The organism is Mongoliitalea sp. (assembly GCF_054166905.1).
In genome coordinates, this window is the sequence record NZ_JBSZCK010000013.1 from 22,748 (window position 1) to 38,734 (window position 15,987).

The 15,987-nt window shown below is 40.3% G+C and carries 15 protein-coding genes; 7 read left to right on the forward strand and 8 right to left on the reverse strand.

What is annotated here, in order from left to right; all coding sequences use genetic code 11:
- Positions 1–43 precede the first annotated feature (43 nt).
- From ACXIUD_RS03680 to ACXIUD_RS03705, 6 genes are all read left to right on the forward strand, one after another.
- Entirely contained in the window at positions 44–694 is a 651-nt protein-coding gene (locus tag ACXIUD_RS03680; protein ID WP_458051266.1) for a hypothetical protein, read from the forward strand.
- Between the two features lie 300 nt (positions 695–994).
- Positions 995–2,260: a hypothetical protein gene (locus tag ACXIUD_RS03685; RefSeq protein ID WP_458051267.1), complete on the forward strand. Its 1,266-nt coding sequence runs from the start codon at positions 995–997 to the stop codon at positions 2,258–2,260.
- Between the two features lie 131 nt (positions 2,261–2,391).
- A complete protein-coding gene (locus ACXIUD_RS03690; protein ID WP_458051268.1) occupies positions 2,392–2,895 on the forward strand; it encodes a CsgE family curli-type amyloid fiber assembly protein in 504 nt (167 codons plus the stop codon).
- Positions 2,896–2,907: 12 nt separating this feature from the next.
- Positions 2,908–3,330, forward strand: coding sequence for a curli production assembly/transport component CsgF (locus ACXIUD_RS03695; protein WP_458051269.1), 423 nt, complete (start codon positions 2,908–2,910; stop codon positions 3,328–3,330).
- Between the two features lie 18 nt (positions 3,331–3,348).
- Positions 3,349–4,731: a CsgG/HfaB family protein gene (locus ACXIUD_RS03700; protein ID WP_458051270.1), complete on the forward strand. Its 1,383-nt coding sequence runs from the start codon at positions 3,349–3,351 to the stop codon at positions 4,729–4,731.
- 5 nt (positions 4,732–4,736) lie between these two features.
- Complete coding sequence (locus ACXIUD_RS03705) at positions 4,737–5,378, forward strand: carboxypeptidase regulatory-like domain-containing protein (RefSeq protein ID WP_458051271.1); 642 nt, start codon at positions 4,737–4,739, stop codon at positions 5,376–5,378.
- A 99-nt stretch (positions 5,379–5,477) separates the two neighbouring features.
- Here ACXIUD_RS03705 and ACXIUD_RS03710 read toward each other — a convergent pair whose 3' ends face one another.
- From ACXIUD_RS03710 to dapF, 5 genes are all read right to left on the reverse strand, one after another.
- Positions 5,478–6,257, reverse strand: coding sequence for a S1/P1 nuclease (locus tag ACXIUD_RS03710; protein ID WP_458051272.1), 780 nt, complete (start codon positions 6,255–6,257; stop codon positions 5,478–5,480).
- A 155-nt stretch (positions 6,258–6,412) separates the two neighbouring features.
- A complete protein-coding gene (locus tag ACXIUD_RS03715; RefSeq protein ID WP_458051322.1) occupies positions 6,413–7,606 on the reverse strand; it encodes a M20 metallopeptidase family protein in 1,194 nt (397 codons plus the stop codon).
- On the reverse strand, positions 7,566–8,144 hold the full coding sequence (locus ACXIUD_RS03720; protein WP_458051273.1) for a hypothetical protein: 579 nt from the start codon (positions 8,142–8,144) through the stop codon (positions 7,566–7,568). Before ACXIUD_RS03720 ends, ACXIUD_RS03715 begins: the two co-directional genes overlap by 41 nt.
- Before the next feature lie 9 nt (positions 8,145–8,153).
- Positions 8,154–11,534 carry a preprotein translocase subunit SecA gene (gene secA, locus ACXIUD_RS03725; RefSeq protein ID WP_458051274.1) on the reverse strand — a complete coding sequence of 1,127 codons (3,381 nt, stop codon included), beginning with the start codon at positions 11,532–11,534 and terminating at the stop codon, positions 8,154–8,156.
- Positions 11,535–11,649: 115 nt separating this feature from the next.
- Entirely contained in the window at positions 11,650–12,429 is a 780-nt protein-coding gene (dapF, locus tag ACXIUD_RS03730) for a diaminopimelate epimerase (RefSeq protein WP_458051275.1), read from the reverse strand.
- A 192-nt stretch (positions 12,430–12,621) separates the two neighbouring features.
- Between dapF and ACXIUD_RS03735 the strand changes: the two genes are divergently transcribed.
- Entirely contained in the window at positions 12,622–13,401 is a 780-nt protein-coding gene (locus ACXIUD_RS03735) for a superoxide dismutase (protein ID WP_458051276.1), read from the forward strand.
- Positions 13,402–13,443: 42 nt separating this feature from the next.
- On the opposite strand, the gene ACXIUD_RS03740 is transcribed toward ACXIUD_RS03735, so the two are convergent.
- From ACXIUD_RS03740 to ACXIUD_RS03750, 3 genes are read right to left on the reverse strand one after another with little or no spacing between them, the layout of a single operon-like run.
- Positions 13,444–14,169: a tRNA threonylcarbamoyladenosine dehydratase gene (locus ACXIUD_RS03740; RefSeq protein ID WP_458051277.1), complete on the reverse strand. Its 726-nt coding sequence runs from the start codon at positions 14,167–14,169 to the stop codon at positions 13,444–13,446.
- Positions 14,162–14,806: a TatD family hydrolase gene (locus tag ACXIUD_RS03745; protein ID WP_458051278.1), complete on the reverse strand. Its 645-nt coding sequence runs from the start codon at positions 14,804–14,806 to the stop codon at positions 14,162–14,164. The genes ACXIUD_RS03740 and ACXIUD_RS03745 overlap by 8 nt, the downstream gene beginning before the upstream one ends.
- A gap of 5 nt (positions 14,807–14,811) precedes the next feature.
- Positions 14,812–15,945 carry a BamA/TamA family outer membrane protein gene (locus tag ACXIUD_RS03750; protein ID WP_458051279.1) on the reverse strand — a complete coding sequence of 378 codons (1,134 nt, stop codon included), beginning with the start codon at positions 15,943–15,945 and terminating at the stop codon, positions 14,812–14,814.
- Positions 15,946–15,987 lie beyond the last annotated feature (42 nt).

The window sequence follows — 15,987 nt, forward strand, 5'->3', positions numbered from 1 at the left end:
TAAGATTCGTATATTCAATTTCTAATACCAGAAACAGCACCTTATGAAAAATGTCATTGGTTTAATATTTGTTTTTTTTATAAGTCTTATTTCTGCTGTTGCTCAAAACGCTTTAACTATTTCAAATAATCTTGAATTAATAAATTCGGAAATCATTTCAGTTGACTTTAGTGGTAATGGTAATCTGGCTGCAATCCAACAATTAGGTAATTCCAATCAAGCCGAAATTTTTCAACAAAATACCGGTAATTCTGTAAACGCTGCTGTTATTTTACAATCTGACGAACAAAATAAAGGATTTATTCAGCAGGTGGGTACTTATTTAAGTTCAACTCTTTTACAAATTGGTATTGGTAATTCAGCGAATATGTCCTCTACAGGACAAAATATCACCCAAAATATTCAGCAAACGGGTAACCGAAATGTTGTGAATACAAATATTGAGAACTTTAGCAATGCAGTTTTTAATGTTGCCCTTAATCAAGTGGGCTCTAACAATTTAATTGACATCATTTTTAGCGGAAGCAATAGTTCCTTTGGAGAGCAATTTGTTCTTAACCAATTTGGGGATGGACAATCTTTTCGAGGTGATATCAGTACAGTTTCTACCCCAATAGAAATAACACAAACACCTGGGATAGGAGGTGTAGGCATGCAAGTTAATGTCTCAACATTTCCTTTAGGAGTTCGCTAACTTGAAGACGAGTACCTCCAGAAATTTATTTTTCTTAGAAACTTCCTTGAGTTCATAAGATTTTTTTGGACTCCCGACACCCTTGTTTCTTTCCTTTTTTACAAAACATTCTCTTGTGTTTTTCTATTTAAACAGAATTAAGTATGTAAATAATATGGTTTTAAGCTTGAAAAAATGTTCGAAATTTTGAATTGAATTTCCTTATAGTCCGCATGAATAATTTTTATAATGCATTTTATTTGTTTTCAAATACATTTTATTATATTTGAAAAAAATTAATAATCAACTTAATTCATTCTTATGAAAAAATTAAATCTATTCGCCGCTCTATTGTTTAGCGGTTCCATTGCGATGGCACAAAGCAATGATGCAAATGTCAGTCAAGAGGGCAACAACCATCAAGCGACTGTAGTGCAAACTGGTAGTCAAAACAGCAGTGCTGTTACTATCACTGGTGGAAGTGGGTCTGATGTGGAGGTAACTCAGATTGGGGCCAACAATACGGCTTCCTTCTTAGGTCGTCAGAATGTACAGGGTCTTCAGTATCAGGAGGGAGATAGAAACTTCGCTTCTGCTGGTCAGGGTTCTCAAGTATTCGCTGGTGGATCAATTATTGAGCAGATACAGATAGGAAATGATAACCGAGCTACAACTGCACATTGGACTCAACCTACTAATATCCGCGTGTATCAAACTCAAATTGGTGATAGAAATACTGCGGATGCAAGGAGATTAAGAGGGTTTAATATCACTGAAATCACCCAAACTCAAGTTGGTAACGATAATACAGCTCTTTTGAACCCTACAGGTAGCTCTCAGTACTATGCTGATGGTGGTTTCGTAAGACAGCTTCAGACTGGTGATTATAATTACGCTTCAATTAATAGTGCTCCTGGTGCTGGTTCTATCGGAGGAACGTTCATTCAAGAGCAGGTTGGTGATCTCAATAGATCTACCATCAACTCTACAAGAAATACAATCTTGGGAGAAACTATTCAGATTGGTGATGAAAATGTTGCATTGATCAATCAGTTTGATAGAGATAACTCTGCTGCAATTCGTCAGCAAGGAGATGAAAACGTTGGTTCTATTAGTCAGACTGGGTCTGATAATAGAGCGAGTCAGTGGGTAGCTGGGAACTTTAATGAAGTGACTCAGATTCAAAATGGTAATCTGAATAATCAAAGAATTGAAATTACCGGTAGCAGTAATACTTACATGGCTTCTCAGGTTGGAGACAGAAACTTCATCTATGTGAATTCAAGAGGTACAGGTCCAGGGTTAAATAGCTTGTCTGCAAATAACTCTGAATTCATGGCTTCTCAAAATGGAGACAGAAACATCATCAGCGGTGCTATGGGAGGTGACAACAACTCACTAGTAATCAATCAATATGGTGATGCTAATGTTGTGAATGCTGGAGCATCCAACTTCGCTGCGGAAGGATTCCTTATCCAAGGAAATAACAACGTGGGTATAATCAATCAGTTTGGCAATGGGAATTCTGCTACCTTGAGTATTATTGGTAATGGAAACATGGCAACAATTACCCAAAGACCTTATTAATTCACTATCAAAAGTGTTAATTTTCAACTATCTCCCCGATCAAATTCGGGGAGATTTTCACAATGTTTGCATATAGGTTTGTGAAATTTAATATTAGTATCTAATTTACAAATTCTTAAGACTAATTGATTATGCGTGGCTTTTGGAAATTTGGATTTACATTGTTTTTTGTAGTAGTTGGTTCACTGTCGATCCAGGCGCAAACCGATACTACGAAAGTTATTAAAGAGGCTCCAGAAAGTCTTAGGCTACTGCTTAATGATATTATCGAGCAAGCTACTGAAAAAGTAAAGTCAGATGCAACTCTTGAGATAGATGGTTTATTAATTGATGAGACCAAGACGAAGAGCGGAAGAGATTTTTTTGACCTTTTCTACCGAGACTGGGAGCCACCAGCAGATGCAAGAAATTATTCTATTTTTGTAGTTGAAAGACCTTTCCGGGCCAATCAAACATTAATTGAGGTATTGATTAATGAAACGATGGTATATCAATCATTTTTGCAGCCTCGTCTTGATTATATAGAAGAAATAGTAGTTGATTCCCTTGCAATAACCCAAATGTATTTAGCCCAATATGAAGAACTTATTCGAGAACTGGATGGTGAAGATCGTAAAGGTTCAGGCATATTCTAAATTTAAATAACCATGAAAAAAGTATTCGTTTTTACATTGTTTTTAAGCTTGGTTTCCATGGCTGATGTTTTTTCTCAGCAATTGGTGTATACACCAAGGAACCCTGCGTTTGGTGGTAATACCTTTAATTATCAATGGCTATTGAGCTCTGCTCAGGCCCAAGATACTACGAGAGACCCTAATCAAACAGATAGAGGCTTTGGTTTTTCGAGAGATCCATTGCAGGAGTTTTCTGAAAGTTTGAATAGACAAATCCTTTCTCGATTGTCAAGAGAGCTTGTTACACGTCAATTTGGCGAAGGTTCAATTGAGCAGGGGACATATTTATTAGGAGACTTTCAAATCGAAATCAGCGACGGGGGGAGGGGCCTTAATATTACAATTGTTGACATTCGAACGGGTGCAACAACGGTTGTTGAAGTTCCATTTTTTTAACTGAAAATAAACTTATTCATGCTTAAATTCCCCATAAAAGCTTTTGCATACAAACTTTCTGTGCTATTGGTGTTGCTTATCATGGGATGTTCTCCATTCTATTATCAACCTTTGGGCAATAGAGATGCTCGATTAGGACAGGAGACACCTATGAAATCAGAGTTGTTAGACCTCCCGACTCCCAAAGAGCCAATAGTTGTAGCCGTTTATAAGTTCCGTGACCAAACAGGACAATTGAAAGAGTCCACAGTAGGAGCTAGTTTCTCCACTGCAATCACACAGGGTGCAACCAATATTCTTATTCGTGCCCTTGAGGAGTCTGGTTGGTTTGTACCAATCGAGCGGGAGAATATCAGTAACCTGTTAAATGAGCGAAAAATTATTCGTTCGAGTAGAGAGCAATATGAGGGGACCACGAATATTCTACTTCCTCCACTTCTCTTTGCAGGTGTGTTATTGGAAGGAGGGATTATTTCCTACGAAACCAATGTTTTTACAGGTGGTGCAGGTGTTCGATATTTTGGAGCAGATGCTTCTTCTCAATACAGGGAAGATCGTGTAAGTATTTATCTGCGAGCAGTGTCCACTAGTAATGGAAAAATTCTTAAGACTGTTTACACCACAAAATCTATTTTATCCCAAGAAGTTACTTCAGGGTTTTTTCGTTTTGTGAGGTTTAGAAGACTTTTGGAGGCTGAAACCGGTTTCACATACAATGAACCAAGAGAAATGGCAATTAATGAGGCAGTTGAAAAGGCTGTTCATAGCTTGATCTTGGAAGGTATTGTTGACAATCTTTGGTTACCTCAGGATGAGAATGAGGTGAACGGAGAACATGTAAAAAGTTATTTAGCAGAAAAAGAGGCAAACGTTCAGACAGATTATATTGGAAGATTGCATAGACCAAATTATAGAACATCTATGTTTCTATCATTAGCTGGCAAGGGTCAGTCGTATTTAGGAGACTATTCTACTAGCTTTATGCGTCCTGGTTTTGAGACTTCCCTTGGCATAGGTTTCTCACCAACTCTTTTCATGGAAACAAGGTTAGGCTTCCAAGAAATTCAAATAAGGGAAGTTTTACAGACAACTGATTACTATGGTTCACTAAACCTGATGTACCTAACCAACCCAACGGGTAAGTTGTCTCCATATCTACGGGGAGGTGCAGGGCTCATCTATAATTTTGGTGAAAATGTTGGTCTTTCCAATAGTTCTGTTATGCCGTTTGTAACTACCGGAATTGGTATTGATTACCTCATAGGGAATAAAGTAAGCTTGATTTCAGAGGGTTACATTAATCAGTTATTGAGTGATAATTACGATGGAGTAGTTTCAGGTAGTTTCAATGATGTTATTTGGGGTTTTAAAGTCGGTTTACGCTTTCATTTGGGCAAGTAAAAATTATGTGTAAAAATTTAAAATATCTTTCATTTGTATTACTACTCATCTTTTTTACTGGATGTGAAGAAGAGCGAGTAGATATTGATCGCTTTGGATCAATCTCTGGAATTGTGGTAGATGGAGAAACACTCGAACCACTTGAGGGGGTATTGGTGGCGACAACTCCTGCCAGTACTACAATAATTACCGGTCCAACGGGTGAGTTTCGTTTTGATCGGGTAAGAAGAGGGGATGTAAGTATTTCTGCGCGAAGAAGAGATTTTCTTAATTCAAATGTGAGTGTGGCAGTTTTTGAAGGAGAAAATACATTCGCTACTTTCTTCTTATTAAAAGATGAGAGAAATATCGGAAATGTTAACATTTTTGATCCTGTTCCTGGAAATGGGTCAACTAATCAGCCTTTAACTTTTGCATTCCGCTGGAGAGTTGAACAAGATGTAAGGGATCGACAGTTAACATACAATGTGTTTATTTTCGAATCAAACTCAACTACTCAACGTTTGGTAGGTGAAAACTTGGCAACTACCGAGGTGATTGTTTCGGATTTGAGACCTAACACAACTTATTTCTGGTATGTGCTCGCAAGATTTGAAGGTAGAAATGTTGCGAATAGCCCAACTTGGAGTTTTAGAACAGGTAATTAATTTCAATTTGAGCGATTTCTTATCTTTAATTGATTATCAATAAAAAAAGACCAACCACTTTTATAAGTGATTGGTCTTTTTCATTTAGCAGTAAAGCAACTACCTCCCATAAATCTCTTCCAAGACCTGTGCCAATCTAATGCCGCCGGCCATCAAGCGCTCTTCCACATGGTGGTAGTGCTTATAGATGTATTCATAGCCAATTCTGTTGTTATCAGGGATATCATACATAGCAGGTCTAATGGCTACAGCTTCCTTCAACCAATCCAAAGGAGTAGCTGCTTGATATCTTTTCAATACGTCTCCGTTGATTCTTTTTTGGAGTTCGGTAGCGATTTCGGTGTAGCTCATTTTTTTGTTTTCAATCAAATCTGAATCCCAAACTGCATGGATATTGGTCTCTTTATTGAAATAACTCACCTTGACATCATTACCTCCTCTGTCGCCAGGTTTGCCCACATGGAAAGGTTGGTGTAAGTCACCGACTATGTGGATCAACATACGCAACTGATCGCGCTCCTCTTCTGGAGTTAGACCACCTTTTTTCAAGTTTTCTTTCAACTGTAAAAAAGCAGAATAGGCATCCCCAGTAGGTTCCTGAATACTTGGATCGTATTCACCGTCAACTGTTGTTACCCAATGCCAGGTATTGGTGTAGTTGTAATTTTTATCTGAGCGGATATTATCCATCCATACCCCCACTCCAGAGATAGATTCCTGTTTCAATACAGCCTCTACTTTCTTGACTGTTTCTTGCTGCATTTGCCACTCAGCAATTTTTCCAATCACATAATGTCCAATCGCCCCCCAGGCAAAGGAACTCGTCTGAAAGGAAAAAACCATTAAAATGGCCAGTGTCAGGTGTTTTGTTGTTTTCATATATCTAACTATTAATATCTCCAATTATTTTAATCGTATTTCGCTTCAGTCTACTTCCACCTTATTTCACTTAGTTAATATTTATCAATATCCAATATCAACCAATATCCCCCATTATATCAACCTTATTTCGCTTCAGCATATTTCTACTTATTTCAAGTAGTATATTTCAATTCACTCACGGCAATCCATGCCATCAACCCCGCTCCTATCTCCAAGGCATCTTCGTCGATATCGAAGGTAGGTGTATGTACACCTGATGTGATTCCTTTGGCTTCGTTACGAGTCCCTAATCTGTAAAAGCAACCATCGATTTCTTGTGTATAGTAGGAGAAATCTTCTGCCGCCATCCAGATATCTAATGGCAATACATTTTCCTGTCCAAGGTATTCAATAGCTGCTTCTTCAGCTCTGCTTGTTAAGGCTTCTGCATTTTTCAAGAAAGGATATCCTTTTCGCACTTCAAAGTCCACAGTGCCCCCCATACCTTCCACCAAGCCTTTAGCAATAGCAGTCATGTGTTCATGGGCTTTCGCTCTCCAAGCCTCGTCAAGTGTGCGGAAGGTTCCTTGAATCTTCACTTCATTGGGAATGATATTGGTAGCACCCAAGGCCTCTACCCGTCCAAAAGAAAGAACAGATGGGATTTTTGGAGAAGCATTTCTACTGATGACTTGTTGTAAAGCTACTATTAAATGGGATGCAATCAAGACAGGATCCACCAAGGACTCGGGAATAGCACCATGGCCTCCTTTGCCTTTCACTGTAATGTACAATTCATCTGCACTTGCCATATACATGCCTTTGCGGAAACCTACCTGACCTACGGGTATCAAGGGCATTACATGTTGTCCAAATATACTGGAAGGAGTAGGGTTTTGGAGGGCTCCATCTTTGATCATCAAAGAAGCACCCCCAGGAATCAATTCTTCTCCGGGCTGAAATATCAATTTAACCGTACCTTCAAAGTGATCTCGTAATTGAAAAAGTATTCTTGCCGTACCTAATAGAGAGGAGGTATGTACATCATGTCCACAAGCATGCATGATTCCCTCTTTGGTAGATTTATAAGGGACCTCGTTTTGCTCATGAATGGGTAAGGCATCCATATCGCCGCGTAGGGCAATAATTTTTTTGTCTGGATTTTTGCCTTGGATGAGTGCAACAAGACCAGTATCTGCCTTAGTTGTTATCTCGGTAATCCCAATATCCCGTAACTCCTGCTCGACATAGGAAACGGTCTCAAATTCTTGAAAGGATAATTCGGGATGGGCGTGGAGATGCCTTCTATGGGCGATAATCGAAGCTTTATAGTCTGCCGCCAGTGACTTGATTAGGTCTTTCACCATCATCTATTGGGTCAGGGTTGACATAGCCCTCACGCTGGAACCTATCTTGGATGATTCTAGCCATGGGGAATTTTTCTCGTAATTGGTAATAATGCGTTTGCGCCTCTATTCGGTTGAGATATTTTCCTACCTTCAAAAGGTAGCGCGGTTGCTGGTATTGTAAATCAGGTTTTAAATCAGGGAATTGTGTGAATAATTCATTCCTGGTTTTGAAGGCTTGTTCCCGGTCAACTCCACTGTACACAAGTACGGTAAAACCACTCCAAGTACGCTCTGATCTGTTTTTATCAATGTTTCGCTGTATAGCTACCGACAAATCAGCATCTACTGCTAAGCTGCCAGAGCTTGCAGCAGGTGCTACTTCCGGCTGAGCCAGTTGGATATCATCCAAATCTGTAAATGTAATTCTGTTGACGCTCAGGTCTTCAGTGTAGGTGTCAAAAGAAGAGGCTGTGCTCCCTTGCTTTGGGGCAAAGAGTGCACAGGAAGAGGACAAAAATCCCAATCCTAGGATCAGAAAAAGGGATGATTTGTTCATAGTTTTCAATTAATCTTCAAGGATGACACATTTACCTGCTTCTACATCTTGCTCTACACTCTTGTACTTTACATCTTTGACAAGCCTGCCATCAGCATATTGTACATTGACCCGGTCATTTCTACCGTATACTTTTTCTGATTTTCTTGGAGCGACTACTTGGGGAGCTGCCGTTCTGTTTGCTACAGCTGCTGCTGCCTGCCTTCCTGCACCAGGATTTAAACTGCTGCCTACTTCTTCTTTAGAAGCTTTAACCTGTGTTTCTTCTCTTCGTGGTGCTTGTGCTGCTCGAACCTGATTTGGATCTTGTGTTGGCAGTTCTGCTCTGGAAAGGAAAGAAATCGTATCCTCGTTGAGTTTACCGACGAAGCGCTTGAACATCTCAAATGCTTCAAACTTGTAAATCAACAATGGATCTTTTTGCTCATAGACTGCATTTTGAACAGACTGCTTCAAGTCATCCATATCACGCAGGTGCTCTTTCCAGTTTTGGTCGATAATTGCTAGGGTCACGTTCTTTTCGATTGCACGGATCAAATCTCGACCATCGTGCTGAAGTGTTGACTCTAAGTTGATGACCACACCGATTTGCTTGATACCATCGGTGATCGGTACCATTATTTCTTTAACTGTAGCACCTCTCTGTGCATATACATCTTTCAATACCGGCATGGCTTTCTCCAAAATTTTACTGTTTTTGGTAGTATAATTTTGGTAAGCAGCATTGAATAACATGGAAGTTAAGCTTGCAGTATCTTTAGAGCCGATATCTGATTCAGAGAATTGGTAATCAATTCCTAAGGATGTAAAGATATTCATGCGAAGGTTTTCCATGTCGTCTGTGGTTTTAGCCATATTGACCAAACCTTCTGACACGTCATACATCACATTCAGAATATCCAACTCCAGACGCTCCCCTTTCAGGGCATTTCTTCTTCTCTTATACACTACCTCTCTTTGAGAGTTCATGACATCGTCATACTCCAAGAGACGTTTACGGATACCGAAGTTGTTTTCTTCTACTTTTCTTTGAGCGCGCTCGATGGATTTGGTAATCATGGAGTGTTGGATCACTTCTCCTTCTTCCAAGCCCATTCTATCCATCAACTTGGCGATTCTGTCAGAACCGAACAAGCGCATCAAGCTGTCTTCTAAGGAAACAAAGAATTGGGAGGACCCTACATCTCCTTGACGACCCGAACGACCTCTCAACTGTCTGTCGACCCTTCTGGATTCGTGACGCTCGGTACCGATAATAGCCAAACCACCTGCTTTTCTTGACTCTGGAGTCAGTTTAATATCCGTACCACGGCCTGCCATATTGGTAGCGATGGTTACTGTTCCAGGCTTTCCTGCTTCGGCTACTACATCCGCTTCCTTAGCATGCTGTTTGGCGTTCAATACTTGGTGATTGATTTTTTTGATGGTGAGCATACGGCTCAATACCTCAGAAATCTCTACCGAAGTCGTACCCACCAATACAGGACGTCCTTGATTCGTTAATTCAACGATTTCGTCCGCTACTGCATTGAACTTTTCACGGACAGTTTTATATACTTTATCTTCTCGGTCTTGTCTGACAATTGGTTTGTTGGTAGGAATTACTACCACATCCAATTTGTAAATTGTCCAAAATTCTCCGGCTTCTGTCTCGGCTGTACCCGTCATACCAGCTAATTTGTGGTACATCCGGAAATAGTTTTGCAAAGTAATGGTCGCGTAGGTTTGAGTGGCGTCTTCCACTTTTACATTTTCCTTCGCTTCCAAGGCTTGGTGAAGACCATCAGAATACCTTCTGCCTTCCATCACCCTACCGGTCTGCTCATCAACGATCTTGATTTTTCCATCTACGATGATGTATTCCGTATCCTTTTCAAACATACAGTAGGCTTTCAAGAGCTGATTCACTGTATGGATACGCTGCGCTTTGACAGAGTAATCTTTGATGATTTCTTCCTTACGGATTAGCTTTTCTTTATCGTCGATATCTGGATTTTTCTCCATCTCAGCGATGTCTACACCGATATCAGGAAGAATAAAGAAGTTCGGGTTTTCATTTTTTGACGTGATGGATTCAATCCCTCTATCTGTTAATTCGACACCGTTGGTTTTTTCATCAATAGTAAATAATAGCGGTTCATCAGCTTCATGCATGTTCCGCTTATTATCTTGCAAATAGTAGTTCTCTGTTTTCTGAAGAATTACACGGATGCCTGGTTCGGAAAGGTATTTGATTAAAGGCTTGTATTTCGGAATACCTCTATATGCTCTGAACAAAGCCAGTCCACCTTCTTTTTCATTCCCTTCTGCAATCAACTTTTTAGCTGTGGCCAAATAGCCTTGAATCAATTTTCTTTGCTCTTCCACCAAGGTTGCCACCCGAGGTTTCATTTCCATAAACTCATGCTGATCACCCCTTGGTACCGGACCAGAGATAATTAAAGGCGTACGGGCATCATCAATCAATACAGAATCAACCTCATCGATCATAGCGAAGTGATGCTTTCCTTGAACCAAGTCATTGACATCTCTTGCCATATTATCTCTCAGGTAATCGAAGCCAAATTCATTATTGGTTCCGTAAACAATATCCGCCTGATAGGCTTTTTTACGCTGATCAGAGTTAGGTTGGTATTTGTCTATACAATCAACAGTCAAGCCATGGAATTCGAATAAAGGAGCGTTCCACTCGGAGTCCCTTTTTGCCAGGTAATCATTGACTGTCACAATGTGAACTCCACGTCCAGAAAGGGCATTAAGGTAGGCAGGTAAGGTAGACACCAAAGTTTTACCCTCACCAGTAGCCATTTCAGCAATTTTTCCTGAGTGAAGGACCATACCACCAATCAACTGCACATCGTAGTGGACCATGTCCCATACTACTTCACTTCCAGCTGCCATCCATTTGTTATGCCAAATAGCTTGTTCGCCTTGGATTTCAACATTCGGCTTACGGGCAGCCATTTCCTTGTCTTTCAAAGTAGCCTTTACGACCAATTTGCCATTTTCTTTGAATCTTCTCGCGGTTTCTTTAACAACAGCAAAAGCATCTGCCATTACTTTGTCTAAGACCACCTCTAAGGCAGCATTTCTGTCCTTCTCCGTTTTATCAATTTCATTGAATAACGCATCTTTCTCATGGACCTTTTCGGGGTCAAGGGCATCAATTTGTGCACGTAACTGCTCAATTTTATCATCAAAGGATTTCAATTCTGAATTGATGATACCTTTGATTTCTGAGGTTTTATCCCGTAGTTGATCATCGCTGAGACCTTGCAGTTTGCTATAGGCGGCATTGATGACGGCAACTTTTGGCCTCAACTCTTTTATATCTCTATCGGATTTCGTTCCAAAAACTTTGGCCAATCCTTTGGCAATAAATTCTAACATATCTCCTCTTGTATAATTCAGGGCCTTAAAATTACGCCCTTTTTATGAATAATTGTAACCTTCTTTAGATAAAGGCAGCTTTCCTATGCCTGATTACCAAATTTCCTTTTTCAATCTAAGCTATTTCAATGCTTCCTTTGAAAACTTGTTGGACAGGACCACTTAAGATAATGCTGTCAAAGCTCCCATTCGCTTGTTTTGAAAATGACACTTCTAAATTTCCTCCCAAGGTTTGAATGGCTACTTTCGTTAAGCCAATGCGTTCCCCATAAACCAGTGCGCATGCGGTAACTCCCGTTCCGCAGGACAGGGTTTCATTTTCAACTCCACGTTCATAGGTGCGAACATAAATTTCCTCTGGACTGATGGGGCTTACAAAGTTAACATTCGTTCCTCCAGGACTGTAGATGGTATTATAGCGGATTTTAGAGCCCTCTTCTACTACTGGGAATTCATGAATATCCTCAACAAACTGTACGTGATGGGGTGAACCTGTGTTTACAAAATAGTCGGTACCTTTCTGTACTAGTTGAGCTACTGGACTCATTTCCAGTTCTACCCAAGCTTGTTCATTGATTTTCGCTTGATGAGGGCCATCAATGGCAAGAAAATGTGTTTCTTGACTTATCATGCCAAGGAAATGTGCAAAAGCTACGGCACATCTCGCACCGTTTCCACACATACTTTGGCTTCCATCAGCATTGAAATAGATCATTTCAAAATCGTATGAAGGATGATGCCTGAGCGCAATCAAACCATCAGCACCAATTCCAAATTTCCGATCACATAAGAAACGTACCAATTCAAGGTCGGTAATAAGAAATTCTTCCTTTCTATCATCAATCATGACGAAATCATTCCCTGTGCCTTGATACTTGTAAAATAAAATTTCCATAAGAATTCATCCCTTTTGGGATTTCTTTCGTCTTATTCAAAAACCAATCCAAGTTTATATAGTTTTGCAAACATAACCATCTTGTCACAAAATGCGACGTATTGTCGTATTTAGGTTTTGTATTCAAGACGAATTGGTTAACTTGGAAGTGTCTTTTGTTAAATAACCAGTCAAAAGAAAACCATATAACTTATGAAAAAAACAAACTATCGCGTATCCAGAAGAACATTTCTAAGCCAAAGCGGAAAAGCTACCCTGGCTTTGGGAATTGGGAGTAGCTTAGTGGGTTCTGCTTTTTTGACAGCCTGTGCAGGCGGCTCTGAAGGTGGTGAATCTGCTAAATCCATTTTGAGTACGGGTTTTGAGCAAATGCCTTTGGGCTACGACTATACTGCTTTGGAACCGCATATTGATGCCATGACCATGGAAATTCACTACACCAAGCATGCTGCTGCTTATGCAAAAAATACCGTAGAAGCTGCGGGTGAAGAAGGTGTAGACATGAGCAAGCCTTTGGAAGAAGTATTGATGAATATGTCCAAGTATTCCACCAAAATGAGGAATAATGGTGGAGGTCACTACAACCATGAATTATTCTGGAAAATCATGTCACCCAATGGTGGAGGACAGCCCGGTGGGGATCTGGCAGAAGCCATCAATGGTGCATTTGGAAGCTATGAGGAATTCCAAACCAAGTTTGAAGATGCTGCCAAAGGTAGATTTGGATCAGGTTGGGCTTGGTTAGTGTTGGATAAAAATAACTTGCTTCAAATCGGTTCTACCCCAAATCAGGACAATCCTTTGATGGATATCTCTGATTTCCAAGGAATCCCATTGATCGGTATTGACGTTTGGGAGCATGCCTACTATTTGAACTATCAAAACAGAAGACCAGATTACATTTCAGCATTTTGGAATGTACTTGATTGGTCCGAAGTAGAAAAAAGATACAATACCCTTATGCAGGGATAAAAATAATAAAAGGCCAGCTTTAAAGCTGGCCTTTTTTAATGGTTAACTCGCCAACAGATCGTTGACAACGACCGATGCGCAGCTACATCCAAATGCCGCAGGTAAAAATGACATGGTACCGTAGGCAGACTTTTTATAATTTTTACCATCGGTAAGCATCAAACTTTCTTTCATCGGTAGTTCTTCCGAAAATACAGCTTTGAAGCCTCTCCTGATACCCATGCGTTGTAAGTATTTGCGTACATATCGGGCTAACTTGCAATTGTAAGTTTTTTCAATGGGAGCAATCCTGATTTTCGTAGGATCGACTTTTCCTCCTGCACCCATAGAACTCACAATTGGATAGCCTTTATTGAGGGCACTTTGGATCAACACTAACTTTGGTGTAATGCTATCAATACAGTCCACCACGTAGTCAAACCTATTTTTCTCCAACAGTTCGTTCATCGGTTCTGGGTTTAAAAACTCCTTGATGACATGAATCTTTAAGTTTGGATTGATGGACAGCAAGCGCTCTTCCATCCATTCAGCTTTAGACTGTCCTACATTCTTTTGAGTCGCCGGTAATTGCCTGTTGCAATTGGAGATGTCTACGATGTCTCCGTCGATGATGGTCATTTCCCCTACACCCGAGCGACAGATAAATTCAGCCGCAAATGAACCAACGCCACCAAGACCTACCACTAGCACATGTTTTTGCGCCAATTTTTCCAATCCACTTCTCCCTACAATCAGTTCGGTCCTAGACAACCATGCAAAATCATTCATACCAATGTTTTTTTGAGATAGATTTCCAATTTGATGCTGCTAACACAGCCAACTCTTCCAAAGAGCGGCCCAAAATTACTGAAGCTTGCTGATAAATTGCCTCTATCGGCAAGTCGGAATCGTCTGTTTCAAAGAATATTTTTTCCACCGGACATGCTCTCAGCCAAGCTTCAGCGTTTGAACCGGCATACATGAGCTGTTTACCAAAGGAAAAAAATACGGGATAGTTCATTAATGACTGTGCAATTGATGGCTTAAGGTTCCAACCATGCCAAATGATGGGAACAGTATCAGGATTCTTTTTCAAATAGGCTTGAAGCAAATGAAGGCCTTTGACACAGTGCAGGATAATTGGTAATTCATACGCTTTGGCCAAATCAGCTTGTGCCTGAAATGCTGCTTGTTGCATATTTTCTGAGGGACCTTTGATTCCATCAAATCCTATTTCTCCAAGAGCATATACCTGAGGTAACTTTAAATGCGGTTCGACTGTTTCTAGATTTTCTGGCCAGTTTTCATTCAGGTACCAAGGGTGGATTCCTATGGAAAAGGGGGATGTTACGGGATCTAAGTTCGGCAAATTGTATAGCCGATTGGACTGTGGGGGTTGATGGGTATGAAAATCAATGAACTTCATCTGATTTAAATTACCTCATTAAGTCCAAAATAAAATGCACGCTGATCACCCACGGCAATGTCCAATCGAATATTTAACCCATCAGGAGTCAGACGATACCGAAACCCAAGTCCTGCACCAAATCTCAACTGATTACTCGAAAATCGGCTCAAGCTAGGAGCTACCTGACCCGCATGGGTAAAAGCTACCATACCCAGATTTCTATGAACCCGAAATCTATATTCCGCCTGTTGGACCATGGCATGTCTATCCCGGAATCTCCCCTCAAAAAAACCACGCATACGTTCACTTCCACCGATTAAGGAAATATGTTGAAAAGGAGCATTTCCCTGAGTGAAGCTCCACCAAGACTGTAAGGCTAGTACCTGTTGAGGCTTGATTGCTATGTATTTTCGTAGATCTAAGGTCACCTGACTGAATTCAAATCTGCTTCCAAAAGCAGGGGAAAATTGCATCCATGCGATCCGATTAAACCAACCTTTTTCGGGCTGAAAAATGTTATCCCGTGTATCATGATTTAAAGCAAGTCCTAACCCGGAAATTAATTGCCCATCAAAACCCAATGGGCGATCTGTTTCCAGAATACCATTTTCGATGCGTTTGGAAATGCGGTCAGTTCTGAATTCATAACGAGGGCCTATATAGACACCTTTGAAAAGCATGCGTTCATAATTGATATGAAAGTAAGCATACTGTGTGGTATAAGATTCACCATCTCCTGAGATAGGGTTGTTGCCAATTCCAAAATATTTGAAAGGAAAATTGGATAGCTCCAATCGAGCATTTGTATAGGATTTATTATCATCCGCCCACCATTCCAGCTCTGTTGTAAAAATCTGTTGATTATTGAGCGTATAAAGAAATGTAATCGGAAGCGTGGAAGGACGTAAGTTGGGATTTTCTTGATCCCTAAAAATTCTCAGAGCACGTGCTCCCAAACCTAAACTGGTTTCTGGGCTGTAAACTACAGCTGGAATAACCGCCCATTTTTCTCCTGAAATCAAGTCAATAACCCGATCTCCAAAATCAAAAGCCTGCTCAATCAGAGGTTTTTTGTTTACTTCAAGAGTATCGGCTTCTTGCGCAAACCCACTTAAGCTCAAAAAGAAAAGTCCCCAAGAAATCAGTAATAATTTCATGGGGACAAAAGTAGTCAAATAAGCCTGAAATTTAGGTTGTCA

What these genes read in the sequence shown, in the direction of transcription:
- ACXIUD_RS03715 (WP_458051322.1), bottom strand. Translation starts at nt 7,606, where the DNA reads ATGGTGAAAGACCTAATCAAGTCACTGGCGGCAGACTATAAAGCTTCG.
- ACXIUD_RS03685 (WP_458051267.1), top strand. Translation starts at nt 995, where the DNA reads ATGAAAAAATTAAATCTATTCGCCGCTCTATTGTTTAGCGGTTCCATT.
- ACXIUD_RS03690 (WP_458051268.1), top strand. Translation starts at nt 2,392, where the DNA reads ATGCGTGGCTTTTGGAAATTTGGATTTACATTGTTTTTTGTAGTAGTT.
- ACXIUD_RS03740 (WP_458051277.1), bottom strand. Translation starts at nt 14,169, where the DNA reads ATGAATGATTTTGCATGGTTGTCTAGGACCGAACTGATTGTAGGGAGA.
- dapF (WP_458051275.1), bottom strand. Translation starts at nt 12,429, where the DNA reads ATGGAAATTTTATTTTACAAGTATCAAGGCACAGGGAATGATTTCGTC.
- ACXIUD_RS03750 (WP_458051279.1), bottom strand. Translation starts at nt 15,945, where the DNA reads ATGAAATTATTACTGATTTCTTGGGGACTTTTCTTTTTGAGCTTAAGT.
- ACXIUD_RS03695 (WP_458051269.1), top strand. Translation starts at nt 2,908, where the DNA reads ATGAAAAAAGTATTCGTTTTTACATTGTTTTTAAGCTTGGTTTCCATG.
- ACXIUD_RS03710 (WP_458051272.1), bottom strand. Translation starts at nt 6,257, where the DNA reads ATGAAAACAACAAAACACCTGACACTGGCCATTTTAATGGTTTTTTCC.
- secA (WP_458051274.1), bottom strand. Translation starts at nt 11,534, where the DNA reads ATGTTAGAATTTATTGCCAAAGGATTGGCCAAAGTTTTTGGAACGAAA.
- ACXIUD_RS03705 (WP_458051271.1), top strand. Translation starts at nt 4,737, where the DNA reads ATGTGTAAAAATTTAAAATATCTTTCATTTGTATTACTACTCATCTTT.
- ACXIUD_RS03745 (WP_458051278.1), bottom strand. Translation starts at nt 14,806, where the DNA reads ATGAAGTTCATTGATTTTCATACCCATCAACCCCCACAGTCCAATCGG.
- ACXIUD_RS03680 (WP_458051266.1), top strand. Translation starts at nt 44, where the DNA reads ATGAAAAATGTCATTGGTTTAATATTTGTTTTTTTTATAAGTCTTATT.
- ACXIUD_RS03700 (WP_458051270.1), top strand. Translation starts at nt 3,349, where the DNA reads ATGCTTAAATTCCCCATAAAAGCTTTTGCATACAAACTTTCTGTGCTA.
- ACXIUD_RS03720 (WP_458051273.1), bottom strand. Translation starts at nt 8,144, where the DNA reads ATGAACAAATCATCCCTTTTTCTGATCCTAGGATTGGGATTTTTGTCC.
- ACXIUD_RS03735 (WP_458051276.1), top strand. Translation starts at nt 12,622, where the DNA reads ATGAAAAAAACAAACTATCGCGTATCCAGAAGAACATTTCTAAGCCAA.